Here is a 13,596-nt window from a genome sequence, read left to right as displayed (position 1 = left end):
CGCCGAACGCACTGCCATGGAGGCCGAGAGCTTCCTGAAAACAAGTGCCGAAACAGTCGTCGCCGCGATCGTAGCGAATTGACGGCGGCTACGTACCAATAGATCCACGAGTTAGCGTCAACAAGACCAATCAGCGAAGGGCCAAATATGTCGATCCTGAAACAGAGCAATCCGAAGATCATTCATCGAATCTATTTCGATAACTTTGCACCTTTCCATGATCCCTTCGAGCACTACCTGGAATCGTGGAAGCGGGAAATGCCTGAGTATAAAGTGATGCGCTGGAACATGACGAACCTTGACGTTCACGAGAACGCCTGGACGACCACCGCTTTCAAAAACAGTGCACCCGTTTTTCTTTCGGAATATTTTCGCTGGAAAGTGCTCGCGGAATATGGCGGCATTTATCTGGACGCTGATTGTGAGTTGCTCAACGGCAAGGTTCTGCATGAACTGATGGAAGAATTGTATTCGCAGAACGAATACGATGTCTTCTTCGGTGTTGAAGAAAAAGAAAATGGACACCCTACTGCGCAAACTTTCGCTGCGAAGAAAGGAGCCGAGCTCGTTCAGTTCATGAAAAATCTGTACGAGAATTGCCTGGCCGATCTTTGGCCGTGGCGCGAAAAGCGTGGGCTGATCGGACCGCAACTGATGTCGCTGTATTTCCTGAAAAACGGTGTCAATGTAGCGGACGATGGTTTTTTCAAGAATCTGGAGAGCCCCGTTGTAGCCGAACGAGCAAAGGTTTACCCACAAACCTATTTCTCGCCAAAGTTCACCATTCTGGGCGACACGCTCGACTACCAGGAAGGCAAAACATGCATTTATCACATGTTTGCCAATTCAAATGTCGACTTCTCGAAAAACAAGTTTTCCAAGAAGGCCCGGGAACAGGCATTGACATTTTCGGAGTATCGAGAATCGCTTGCAAAGGCCTCGGCATTTCCCCGACATTTCGACGCGTCATGGATGCAAACACGCGTGGGCGTCCAAACCGAAGCTGGCATAGTGGTTAATGCTGCGGACGGCGTCGCCCTCTATGGCCCCTATGCAACTCTGCCACCGGGAAAATATGTAGCAAAAATTCATTGCAAACCGCTCCCACAACGTGGCACCGCCCATGTTGCGATTACTGAGCGAAACGGCTCGAACACTCTGACCGAAGCGCACATGTCTTTCCCGCTGAACAGCGACGGTGATCTGCTCGTGCCATTCTCCACTTCCGAGAAAGGCGCGAAAAATCTGGAAATCGTACTGTCCGTTCAGAACATCGATCATATGACCATCAAATCCGTCGAGATGAATCTCGACCAAGTCAAGACTGCGGTTATGGAAACCACGCGTACTCCGGCGAACACAAAATCTCTAAAAATACTCCACCGGATTTACTTCGGCTTCGACGGAAAGCCGGACCAGTTCCAAGCCTACCTGCGGACGTGGGAAGAACAGTTGCCTGACTTCAAGATCATGCACTGGAATGCGTCGAATCTCCCGATGGACATCAACCCGTACGTCAAGAAACTCTACGCCGAACGTGACCACGCCTTCCTAACCGATTTTTTCCGGTGGTATGTGCTCCGCGAATTCGGTGGATCATATCTCGACGCCGACGTGGAGATTGTGAACGGAAATGTCTACCGACGTTTGATCGAGGAACTTGAAGAGCACTCTGAATACGACGCGTTTATTGGCATTGACGAGAAGAAAGGTGGCTGGTATACCGCGCACTCCATGGCTTCGAAACCTGGCAGCGAGATTAGCAAGTTCATGTGCGATCTCTACACCAACTTCGGTAGCTTCACGGCGTGGCGCAAGAAGGGTTTCTATTTCTGGGCACCGCAGCTAGTAGCACTGTACTTCGCCAATAACAAGCATAATGTCGACGGCATGGGAACCTCCCCAAATCTCGACGCCCCCATTGTCGTTGCAAACACCAAAATCTATCCTCAGGATTGGTTTTCACCGCTCTGCCCTACCGGTAATCCGGCGCAACCATTTATTCTGAATGGGTTGAGTGAAAATACAAGCCTATGCCACCACTTTGCGTGCTCCTGGCATGACGCCGGCTCGATCTATCTCGATCATTCACGCACCAAAGGTGGTCAGGCAAACACGTTGCTTAGAGACATCGCCAAACCAAAGGAATTCGAATACTCGGAAGATGCCGCTCAATTGCAGACTGCCATTGGCATCAAAAGCGGTAACAGGATTCTGACGAACCGCTCGGCGGGTCATCTTGTCTACGGACCTTACATCAATGTCAAGAAGGGAAAATACAAGCTTTCGTATACCTTCGATGATCACAAATCCCTGAAAGATACGGTTGTTGACGTGACTGCTGGCGCGGGTGAAATTCTGGTTGTCAAGTCGACGCCGATAAACAAGTTGGACCGCGAGAAAACTTTTTCGCTTGAGTTTGAAGTTCACGAGGCGCTCGAAGGCGTGGAATTCCGGTTACACGTGAGCAAGCTTTCGGAATTCGCGCTTTCCGGCGTGGCGCTCAAAAGGCTGAGTTAGCATCACCCGATAAATTTCCGTGATTACTGAAAACAACATTAACTATCGAACCAATATGGAACAGGACCAAAAAATTCCCGTTGTACTTCTGGCCGGCGGCCTGGGAACCCGCCTAAGAGAAGAAACGGAAACCAAACCGAAGCCGATGGTGGAAGTGGGCGGCTATCCGATCTTGTGGCATATCATGAAAAACTATGCCTCATTCGGCTTTGACGAATTCGTCATCTGTCTTGGCTATAAAGGCGAGAAGATCAAAGACTTCTTCCTGAACTACCATACCCGCCAAGGCAGCCTGACCGTCGACCTTGAGAACGGTGGCGTCACCATGCATCAGAATTCCGGCAAGGATTCGTGGAAGGTGCATTTGCTTGAAACAGGTGCTGAAACCATGACCGGTGGCCGTATCAAGCAAGCCTCCCAATTTCTCGGGAACCGCACTTTTATGGCGACGTACGGAGACGGTGTTGCGAATATCAACATCAGCGATCTCGTCGCCCATCACCGTGCACAGCGTCGTCTCGCGACACTGACGGCGGTGCGTCCGCCTGCTCGCTTTGGTGGTCTTGCAATCCAGGATTCGACGATTACCACGTTCACGGAGAAACCGCAGATCGGCGAGGGTTGGATCAACGGCGGATTCATGGTTTTTGAACCGCAAATTGTCGACCTGATCGGATCGAACGACACGATTCTGGAACGCACTCCTCTTGAAATGCTTGCTAAAGATAAGGAACTTAGCGCCTTTTGCCATGATGGATTTTGGCAATGTATGGACACGGTTCGCGATCTCGTTTATCTGCGAGAACTGTGGGACAAGGGCAATGCCCCGTGGAAGTGCTGGAAATAATGCTTAAAGCCGGAGAATTCAACGTGTCGCTCTTCAACAACGCGTACAAAGGCCGCAAGGTTCTGATTACTGGACATACTGGCTTCAAGGGGAGCTGGCTTGCGAGCTGGCTGACAAAGCTGGGAGCCGAGGTATGCGGATATTCCAACGGTATTCCGACAACTCCATCTCTTTTCGAAGCAGCGTCCATTCAAAAGAACATCCGCCACGAGCTCGGCGACATTCGAGACGTAGCTCGTTTGCGTGCCCTGTGCCTTGAATACAAGCCGGATTTTGTCTTTCATCTTGCCGCGCAAGCCATTGTCTCGACCTCGTATGCCGAACCATTCGAAACTTTCGGCGTGAACGCGATGGGGACGGCAGCGGTACTCGAAGCACTGCGGCTGGTCGATTGGCCCTGCGTAGCAGTCGTCATTACTAGCGATAAAGCTTACGACAACGTCGAATGGCCGTGGGGTTATCGCGAAACCGACCGTCTCGGCGGCAAAGACATTTATAGCGGTTCGAAAGGTGCGGCGGAACTCGTCTTCAATTCTTACTTCCACTCGTTTTTCGCGAAGCCAGACTGCCCCGTCCGTCTGGCAACGGCACGCGCGGGCAACGTGATCGGCGGTGGAGATTGGGCGGTTGACCGCATCGTCGCTGACTGTATTCGTGCTTGGTGCAACGGGAAGCCCGTCGATCTGCGCAGCCCGAACGCCACCCGCCCATGGCAACACGTGCTGGAACCGCTGAGCGGCTACCTGACGCTTGCCAGCAAAATGGTCGACCGGGTCGAGTTGCACGGCGAGAGCTTTAACTTCGGCCCCCGTGCGGAACAAAACGCAACGGTGCTCGAACTTCTGAGATCGCTAGCCAAAATCTGGGGTTTTTCAGATCCGGGCGAAGGTTACGTCGTCACTAACAACTCCCCCTTTCAGGAATCCAGTCTGCTCAAGCTCAATATCGACAAGGCATTGCTGGAATTGCGCTGGGAACCGAATCTCTCCTACTCGGAGTGCATGGAGATAACGGGAGTCTGGTATCGCGACGTTCAAAAAGCTGATGCCTCGGCGTCCGAGTTGACTTCGCGCCAGATCGCGGAATACGAGCGCGTTGCCGGTGAGCGCCAAAGAACCTGGACACAATAGGAGCGACGCAATATGCAGGGAATCTCACTCACTCCTTTAAAGCGAATTGCCACCCCCGGTGGCGATGTGCTACATGGCATGAAGGCCACTGACCATGGCTTTTCCGGTTTCGGCGAGGCCTACTTCTCAATGGTAAATAAAGGCGCAGTTAAAGGGTGGAAGCTTCATCGCGCCATGACCCTTAACTTCGTGGTTCCCTGCGGCGAAATACAGGTTCGCGTCTATGACGAGACAACGGACACAAGCCGGGACTTTCGTCTGAGTCCAAGCACCGCCGAAACCTATGCGCGTCTGACCATTCCTCCAAAGCTTTGGGTTGCATTTGGAGGATTGGGAGAAGGTGTCAATCTGTTACTTAACCTGGCAAGCATCCCGCATGATCCCATGGAGTCGGAGAGGCGCGATACTGAAGCATTCACCTGGTCCTGGCTCGAAACTCGATGAATAAGTTCGTTATCACCGGGGGGGGCGGTCTGCTGGGCAGCGCCTTTCATGACGTCCTAGCCGGCGTCGATCTGACACGCCTGCACCGCGATCAATTGCAAACGGAGACCGAGGAAGCGCTGATCGAAACGATTCGCTTCCTGCAACCGAGCATCGTCATTAACTGTGCTGCGGCCACCAACGTAGAGGGCGCAGAGCAAAATCCCGAAGAAGACTCCGCAGCAAATGCGCGCCTACCTGGTGCCCTTGCCCGGGCGTGCAAGGAGACCGACGCGCTGCTGGTTCACTTCTCGAGTACCGGTTGTTATGGCGACTGGAAAGCCGAACCGTACGTAGAAGCGGATGAAATGCATCCGACTACTGTGCACCACTGCAACAAACTGGACGGGGAAGCGGCAATAGTGCAAAGCGGCTGCCGTCACATTATTGTCCGTACAGGGTGGCTTTACGGCGGAGCCCCTGCCCTAGCCAAAAACTTCGTCTGGAAACGATTGCTCGAAGCACGCGATAAGACGGAAATGACAAGTGACGCTTCTCAGCGCGGCAATCCTACCTACGTAGAGGATGTCGCCCGCCAAGTCATGAAGATTATTGACTCCGGGGTGAATGGGATCTTCAACGTTGTTGCCAACGGTGTCGTCAGCCGGTTTGAATATGTTGCAGCGATCGTCGAGGCGTCAGGCTTGGCATGCAAGGTCCGTCCAGGACCTGCCTTCGCGAGGCTTGCGAAAGTCTCTCCGAACGAAGGGGCGGTGAACGCGCGATTGCAGGCGCTCGGAATTGACATCATGCCCGCATGGAACGAGTCGCTTACGACTTACGTACACACGTTGCTCCAATCTCACGCATGGAAGACCGTAAGTGTTCATGAAGCAGAGCGGATCAGCGAATAGATAGAAAGGTCGCGGTAGCGAGGAAGAAAGCGAACGGGAAAAATGAGGAAACAGATGTTCGAGATTATAAAGTGGCAATCGAGCGCACGACCTTTGAACGAGCGTCGATGATACCCGGCAAACCCCACGTTCAGTCGACGCACGCTTATCTATCTATGCCTTCAAAAAAAAAAAAGGAGAAATGATGCGAGTTCTTTTCTTTCTCGAGCCTGTCATCTTCCGGAACTCGCCATCACTGATATCAGCCCATTTTCAGTGGGTCGACTACTTCAGATGCGCCTGCGCCCAAGAAGGCTGGCATTTTGCCTTAACGGCCAACACGTCGACCTGCGCCAACTGGACGGCCCTCCGACCGGAGACGGTTGATGCGATAACGCTTTATGAAGTCAATCCGTTTGAAACGCTAGCTGCATTCGATTACGAACGCAAAAACTACGCCAAAGCAGCTTATGGTCAATCAGAGGGGAACAACCCACTGTTTACCCGGCTCGCGGAGATTCGCGAATTGTTTCGCCCGACCCTCGTCGTGATGACTTCGCAAAACTCGTTTGCACGGCACGCGTTCGCAGGTTTGCCTATCCTCTCCATCGAGCAGGCTCCTCTGCCACGGCTCGGTCATCCCACGCGCACAGCGTTCGATCCAAGCGGACATCAGACAATGTCATTGCTGGAAACGCAAGCCGACCGGATCAGTTCGCTTCCCCTGACACCGCAGGTTCGTCGCCAGGCTTTGAGTCTACTATCTGCGATCAAGCAGACTGCGAACGTCGCGGACGCGCGAGGCGTTCAGGTTGCAGCAGCACTGGAAGAACTTCGGCGAGAGAATCGGGTCGCCCTTCTCGTGACGCAGCCTACTGATGCGGTGACATATGAGGGTTCGTATCAGCCAATAGAACTCGAGAACCTACTTTATGCGTGGTCTGAGGCGCTTCCGCCGGGCTGGATCGGCGTGCCCACCTACCACGGCGGACAGCAACTGACCGAAGAAATGGAGGCTGCCCTAGCTGCAGCGACGCCTCGGCTGCGCTTTCTTCCGCAAACGTTGTCGCGAGGTCTTTCTGAGCCGATGCTGCTGGTTGCAGATGGAATGGTAACCATTTCGTCCACTACGGCGATGACAGGGCTCCTCTTTCAAAAGCGCGTTGTTGTCACCGGACGTTCGCCTTACAACAAATGGTGCGAGAGCGATCCCGCGAAAATTGCTGATGCGCCTACGCTAAACGACGATCAAGTCGCGTCTATTCTTTGCTTTCTGACTAATCGGCTCGCCCTGTCTCATGAGGTTCTCGATAAGAACATCAATCCGCTCATCGAATTGATGAGGGCCGTGAGTACGGCCGAGGACCATATGGAATGGTTTTCGGACACAACTGAATGGACGCTCGAGAAAGCCGCGGGCTTATTCAGATTCAGAGGATGCGTCAGGAATACAGACCGTAGCTCGCAAGGATGCTTGCGCGAACAGTTGGAACGCCAACTCGGCGAAGCGACTGCCCAACGCAACGTGTTCGAATCGGAATGGAAAGCGGCGGTCGCCGATCGGGATCGCGTGAATCAGAAGTTAGCCGAATTAATTTTCGAACTTGATACCGTGCGAGCAAAATTTGCCGAAAACGTTTCCGAAAAGGAAGGGCTACTGCAAGAATGGCGCGCCGCTGCTACTGACCGAGACGATTTGACGAAGCAAATTGCAATTTTGACCGAGGAGCGCGATAGGGCCCGACTTGAAGCACTGGCAGTTACAAAGAAGTCCGAAACGCTTTCTGAGGAACTCGCTGAAACCACCGCTGAGTGCGACAAAATGCGAGCAATCGAAGCAGCCTTGCGCGAAGACCAGCAGCAACTCCAGCAAATGTTCAACGCCGAGGTCAAGCGAGGAAACGATCTACACGCGCACAATCAGAAGTTATGTAAAGACAAAGACGATGTCGCGAGAGAATTGGTACATCAAGGAGCGGAAAACGAAAAACTGCACGCCGCGTTGGCGGCTGACCTCGATCGACTTGCCCACTCGCTCGAAGAGACTATGCTAGAGCGCGACAACGCTCTAACAAAACTGACAGCAAGTTCCGAAGAACGAAATCGTCTTGACGCTGAGTTATATGCTTACATCGAATGGGCGAAGGTTTATCGGCAATCGATTGCATCGCTCCCGCTCTGGCGTCTGGCGTTGCATTACCGTAACATCGCCGTTGACAATGATCGGCTTGCATTGCCGAAAGAGCCGGGCTGGGACAAATCGTAGCAAATTGCGGGACTTTTAAAACCGGAAGACACGCCTGCGCAACATCCGCTGCGCAGGTTGGTGACGCAACATCGGCGTTCGGCCGTGCCTTTACACTACCTTCTCGTACATGTTCCGCAATCTTGTCTTATAGTTGCCCGCGTCGAACATCTTCGCCCTTTCGGTGCCGGCAAGAACCAATTGCCGGCAGACTTCGCAGTCTTGATCAAGTATTTGCAGACCGCGTGCAATCGCTGCGACGTCGTATGGGTCGACGTTCAGGCTCGCATTGCCGGCTACTTCGGGCAATGATCCCTCGGTTGAGCAAAGGGTTGGCACGCCCAGTTGCATAGCTTCGAGAACCGGCAAGCCAAAACCCTCATACAAGGACGGAAATACCACCGCCTTCGCCGAACGGATCAGACTGAGCAGAAATGGACGGGGAGCATAATCGAAGACCTGAATCCGCTGGTTCAAACCCGAACGCTGCTTGAGCATACTGTTCAACAATTTCATCTCCTCGTCTGATTTCCAGGCGAGAGAACCGACAATCACAAGCTTGGCATCAAGCCTCGCAGACAGAAATGCCTCGACCAGTCGAGCGACGTTCTTCTTGGGCTCAATCGCGCCAAAGAACAGGAAGTAACTCTGCGGCGCAAGTCCATAGATGCCGGAAACTTCCTGCTCCGCGTCACGCTGGCTCTTGGAGTCCGTCAACAGATCAGTTTCTACCGATTGATATGTATTCGTAATTCCTGATTCCGGCAAATCAAACAGGTGAAGAATGTCTTCTTTGGATTTTTCGGAAACGGTACAAATGTGATCGCCGTTTTCGATGCAACCCTTAATCAGACGATGATAGTACCGTTTGTTGTCAAGCGTCGTGTACGGAAGACGCAAGGGCACGAGATCGTGAATGGTATAAATATTTGGAATCCCAACCACCTTGATTGGCAATGGATAGGTCCAATGCATGATATCGGGTTTCTCTGAAAACCTAACCTTCAGAAATTTATTGTATTTTCGGAAATAACGGCGCGAGACGTTAAACAGATTTTCGACGTTGAAAATCCTCGACTCATCTGGCAATCGTCCTGAGAACCGGCGCGCTTCAACTCTACCGGTCGTGGGGATATCGATCGCTGTATATCCCAGAGGTGCCCGAAAAAGCTCCTTAGCTTGGGCGTACGCATCAGATGCCCAACCCATTTTAGGAGTCGTACCGCCCAAGTAGTCAAAGAAAGAAATTTCGCGCAAAAGCGGCAACTGGCGGCCCGAGATTGGTCCGCCATACAAGGTCCACGAATCCCAGCCAATTTCTTGGATGTTATTAGCTAAGTTCTTGGCATAAGTGGCTACGCCAGTCCCGCGCTGCAGCGCGAGATTGTGCCCATCGATTGCGACAACGCGCTTCATCTCATCCTTTCTTTGTTTGAGTAACCCCGTAGCAAGGCGCCTCATTTGCGCGACAACGGGACGCGATCCCGCCTATCGCGCAAATGCTCGTGCCTAACTCATTTAAATGTCTGAACGCCTGTAATGACCGGATACGCCACCGAGAAGACCACGTTCAGGAACTTCTGCACCTCGGCGATCGGGGCATTCGACACATACAGCAGATCCTTGTCGTCCATCATGAAGTTCTGCGCCACGAAAAACGAATTCGGATCGCGCAGATTCACCCGATAGACGACTGGCACCTTGCCGTCCGCCGTCGTGTGTACCGGCGTATTTGGCCACGGCAATGCCTTCGCACTCTCGAACCGGAAAATGAACACACCCTGCGCGTCAGATCGCGAATCTTCCAGACCACCGGATCGCGCCAAAGCCTGCGCAAGCGTAATCCCCTGCGCCTCAAAATTGATTTCCTGACTTTTCCCGGTCGCTCCAAGCGACATGAAGCTGAACGGCTGAAACAGTGCAGTCACCACGTCACCAGCGTGCAACGGTACATTCTGATGCGGATCGCGAATCACCGTCTCAAGTGGCAACGAGGCCACTGTGTCGCCACGCGTCACCTGAATCGTGATCTTGTCGACCGGTTGCTTTACCCCACCCGCACCTGCCAGGGCATCCAGCACGCGCTCACCACGCGCGCTCAGCGGCATCCGGTTGCTACTCGCCACATCACCCACCATCGTCACATAAGACGTTGCGTTCCGCGAAAGCTTCACCAGCACTTGCGGATCATGAGCAATATTCTTCAGCCGCGCAGCAATGTCACGCTGCAGCTCAGTTGGCGTGCGGCCAACCGCTTTCAATTCCCCCGCAAAGGGCACATTGATCCTGCCGTCGCCATCGATCGTCTGATCCGGCAAAACGGTTACACGCGCATTGCTCGTGCCGCCCTTCGCGTCGATTTGCCCAGCGCCGAACAACGTCGCTGGCGGCGCTTCCCAGATCGACACTTCGATCGTATCGCCAACACCGAGCTGCTGCTGGTATGAAGTGCTATTGCCTAACGTGGTCGAAAAATCACCGATGCTGCGCTCCGCAAAAAGCCTGCGCGCTACGTCATCCGTCACATCGACAATCTGGATACCCTCCGGGCTGGCCGCCCCCCCAGCCCTGCTAATCTGCGATCTGCTGGGCCCGGAAGTCGGAATAGCCGAGCAACCGCCAAGCGAGATCGCCCCAAAGGCGATCACGGCAAAAACAAGACGACGAGACAAACGCGGCATTTATTGCGAAAGTTGAAAGGAGTTAGTGGGTGCAACTTCGGCGCAGATTGTCTCATGCAGTCGGGTAGAATGGCATGCTGTGTTTAAAAATTCACAGCGCGCAACCCGACATTCAACGCGCCAGCTAAAAAAAGCCGCGCTACTGCCGTGCCAACCCTTTTCCTAGACGGTCACACACCTTTACAACGCACTCCTGCCCCCTGTGTCGATCGCGTCGGCCTCGCATATAATTTGAAGGTTCGCGAGCGGATTGGCGCGAACATCATTGACATTTGTGCTTCATTGCGGCAGCAAACACAATGAGGCCAATCAGCTTGGAAATATGTTGGAAAACACATCTGACGGCACCGCGACAACGCAGACCACGTGCGAGATGCCCTCGACACAGAACATCGATAGACCCTCGCTCCAACGGCAACCTGCCCGGCAGCGGTCGCAATCGGCTACTACCATTTCGTCGCGTTGACCGGCGAGAGAGATAAAACATGAATAGGGATAAGACCGCACTTCGGGCGTTTCACATTCAGTGCCGCGTGGTCTACGCGCTGTTAATGCGCGAAATATTGACGCGCTATGGACGCCACAATATTGGCTTTCTTTGGATCTTCTTCGAACCAATGTTGTTTACGCTGGGTGTAACGGGACTGTGGGTCGCAACGAAGGCCACTCACGGCTCGAACCTGCCGATCGTTGAATTCGCCGTAACCGGGTACTCCACGGTTCTACTCTGGCGAAATTGCGCCAATCGTTGCGCGCTTGCGATCGAGCCCAACCACAGCCTGCTTTATCACCGCAATGTCCGCGTCATTGACCTGTTCCTGGCCAGAGTACTCCTCGAAGTGGCTGGCGCGACGATGTCTTTCATCATGCTAACGGTGCTGTTTGTTTTCATCGGGATAATGAAACCCCCGCACAACATCACGTTAATCATTTTCGGTTGGGTATACCTGGCAGTTCTTGGACTGGGCCTTGGCTTCACCGTCGGCTCATTGAGCGAGAGAAGCGAAACAGTCGATCGCGTCTGGCACACCATCACTTATCTTATGTTTCCGTTGTCAGGGGCGCTGTTCATGGTCGAATGGCTCCCTCCTTTCGCGCAAAAACTGGTTCTCTTGCTTCCAATGGTTCATGGCGTTGAAATGGTACGCAGCGGTTACTTTGGACCGCTCGTCAAGGCACACTATGACATTGGCTACATGGTGACAACTAGTCTGATGCTTTTGCTCGTTGGCCTGGCACTGGTTCGAGACGCCAGCATGCGCGTGGAACCGCAGTAGTTCGACTCGTCGAGCAAGCGTAAATTGCCGGCGGCGTAACTCTTTTACGCCGCGCTTTTTGCCAACGTTCGACAGCACGTGCATGTCGCTCAATAGTGCGTCATCTTAGGTGCTTCCTTTAAACGACCCGGCGAAGTTTTCACCATGACCGCCGATGCCCGCGACTACGCAGGCCGCACGTATAGAATGCATTGAGTGCGGGTCGTTAAACTGCGCGAGGCTAAGAAAAGCTTTGTGCCGTTGTCTCGTCGCTGGATGGTCGAATGCAGCTTCGGCTGGCTTAACCGCTTCAGCGGTACGCACTCGGCTACGAGCGCCTTTCCGACACCTTGGCGGGCCTGCACTTCGTCGCCGTCACCACGCCCGTGCTCGCATCACGCTGGACCAATAATGCAGAGTACCGAATGCGCTCCCGGGTCAGTAGACTCCCGTGTAGCATTTTCACCAAGTTGCCACGCGACCATGCTATGGTAAATTTGGAGATTGCGTGATTTTTATCCGCATCAGCAACATAACAATTAAATTTTCCATCCGGGCAATAAAGAGGAAGGGCAAATGCGAGGCAGCGATATAAACGATTATGATATTGATTTGCAGGAGCTGGCGCAGAAAGTTTCTAAAATTGAAGAAGCCCTGAATGTCGCACTGGCATATCTTGATAAAAATCTGCATGTTTCTTCAAATCACTTTGAAACCTATGGCCATCGCAGCAGTCGGCCATATTATCCACTCAATGATGGATGGGGGCTTACTCATTTAAATACGGGTCAGCCTTTTTTCGTCAACACGATGGACCGAAATATTACTCCCTGGATAATCATGGGAGGCCATTGGGAGCCCAATGTTGATCGTGTTTTGATGGCCTACGCCCAACCGGGTATGAACGTGTTGGATATAGGCGCCAACATGGGGTACTACACAGTCAAGCTGGGCACGAAAATTACACCCAGCGGTTCGCTGTTTGCATTCGATCCCAATCCAGAGGTAAACGCCGTTTGCCTCGAGAACATCAAAATCAATAATTTGACAGGTCACTGTCGCATCTTCAACTACGCTCTCGGCGACGTGGAGGCGACCGCAACATTAACCCGCTCAAACAGCAATATGGCATCTGCCAATTTACTTGGCGAACAGGATGCCGATTACTCTGTCGACGTCGAAATCAAAGTGCTGGACAATTTGATACCGATGTCAAGAAAGATTGATTTGATCAAGCTGGACGCCGAAGGCTACGAAACAAAAATCTTAAAGGGTGCGACCCAGACTTTAGCCAATTCGGAAGACTGCGCGACTATGATCGAATTGAATATGCGGCGATGGGAAGGCACGCATCAGATTGAAGACCTCATTCCACTTTGTGGCGGGAACGGCCGGGCCGCATATGCGGTCCACGATGATGGCACGATTGAAGAGTTTGCCATTGCTGATATTCGCCCCTTCCTTGCCACTCGCCCGTTCTCGGAGAACTATTTTCTAGTCGCTCAGCCCCATTTGGTTAAGACGCACTTGAGCGAATTACTTCGCATAAAGTAGGCAGACGACTCGAACGCTGAGGCGCCCTGAAAGGGTGCGCCTCCAAC

The 13,596-nt window shown here is 53.0% G+C and carries 10 protein-coding genes; 8 read left to right on the top strand and 2 right to left on the bottom strand.

Going from position 1 to position 13,596, the window contains the following annotated elements; genetic code table 11:
- Window positions 1-147 precede the first annotated feature (147 nt).
- The 6 genes from F6X40_RS20890 to F6X40_RS20865 all read left to right on the top strand — a co-directional run bounded on the left by F6X40_RS20890 (window position 148) and on the right by F6X40_RS20865 (window position 8,079).
- Window positions 148-2,520 (top strand): glycosyltransferase family 32 protein, encoded by a 2,373-nt coding sequence (locus tag F6X40_RS20890; RefSeq protein WP_187629057.1) that lies wholly within the window; start codon window positions 148-150, stop codon window positions 2,518-2,520.
- 55 nt (window positions 2,521-2,575) lie between these two features.
- Window positions 2,576-3,367, top strand: a complete 792-nt coding sequence (rfbF, locus tag F6X40_RS20885; protein ID WP_222946121.1) for a glucose-1-phosphate cytidylyltransferase — start codon at window positions 2,576-2,578, stop codon at window positions 3,365-3,367.
- Window positions 3,349-4,497, top strand: coding sequence for a CDP-glucose 4,6-dehydratase (gene rfbG, locus F6X40_RS20880; RefSeq protein WP_316251824.1), 1,149 nt, complete (start codon window positions 3,349-3,351; stop codon window positions 4,495-4,497). Before rfbF ends, rfbG begins: the two co-directional genes overlap by 19 nt.
- A 12-nt stretch (window positions 4,498-4,509) precedes the next feature.
- Window positions 4,510-4,941: a dTDP-4-dehydrorhamnose 3,5-epimerase gene (locus tag F6X40_RS20875; protein ID WP_187629056.1), complete on the top strand. Its 432-nt coding sequence runs from the start codon at window positions 4,510-4,512 to the stop codon at window positions 4,939-4,941.
- Window positions 4,938-5,834, top strand: a complete 897-nt coding sequence (locus F6X40_RS20870; RefSeq protein WP_187629055.1) for an SDR family oxidoreductase — start codon at window positions 4,938-4,940, stop codon at window positions 5,832-5,834. Before F6X40_RS20875 ends, F6X40_RS20870 begins: the two co-directional genes overlap by 4 nt.
- Window positions 5,835-6,015: 181 nt before the next feature.
- Window positions 6,016-8,079, top strand: a complete 2,064-nt coding sequence (locus tag F6X40_RS20865) for a hypothetical protein (RefSeq protein ID WP_187629054.1) — start codon at window positions 6,016-6,018, stop codon at window positions 8,077-8,079.
- Window positions 8,080-8,169: 90 nt separating this feature from the next.
- Here F6X40_RS20865 and F6X40_RS20860 read toward each other — a convergent pair whose 3' ends face one another.
- Together F6X40_RS20860 and F6X40_RS20855 are read right to left on the bottom strand one after the other, a co-directional pair.
- Window positions 8,170-9,474, bottom strand: coding sequence for a glycosyltransferase (locus tag F6X40_RS20860; RefSeq protein WP_187629053.1), 1,305 nt, complete (start codon window positions 9,472-9,474; stop codon window positions 8,170-8,172).
- A gap of 98 nt (window positions 9,475-9,572) precedes the next feature.
- On the bottom strand, window positions 9,573-10,739 hold the full coding sequence (locus tag F6X40_RS20855; protein WP_187629052.1) for a polysaccharide biosynthesis/export family protein: 1,167 nt from the start codon (window positions 10,737-10,739) through the stop codon (window positions 9,573-9,575).
- A gap of 485 nt (window positions 10,740-11,224) precedes the next feature.
- Between F6X40_RS20855 and F6X40_RS20850 the strand changes: the two genes are divergently transcribed.
- Together F6X40_RS20850 and F6X40_RS20845 are read left to right on the top strand one after the other, a co-directional pair.
- Entirely contained in the window at window positions 11,225-12,016 is a 792-nt protein-coding gene (locus F6X40_RS20850; RefSeq protein ID WP_187629051.1) for an ABC transporter permease, read from the top strand.
- A 555-nt stretch (window positions 12,017-12,571) separates the two neighbouring features.
- On the top strand, window positions 12,572-13,549 hold the full coding sequence (locus tag F6X40_RS20845) for an FkbM family methyltransferase (RefSeq protein ID WP_187629050.1): 978 nt from the start codon (window positions 12,572-12,574) through the stop codon (window positions 13,547-13,549).
- The last annotated feature ends 47 nt before the right edge of the window (window positions 13,550-13,596 follow it).

Origin of the sequence: Paraburkholderia sp. UCT31 (assembly GCF_014397655.1) — a bacterium.
GTDB lineage: Bacteria > Pseudomonadota > Gammaproteobacteria > Burkholderiales > Burkholderiaceae > Paraburkholderia > Paraburkholderia tuberum.
Note: the sequence above shows the minus strand (reverse complement) of the source record. Positions and strands in the feature narration are given on the sequence as shown.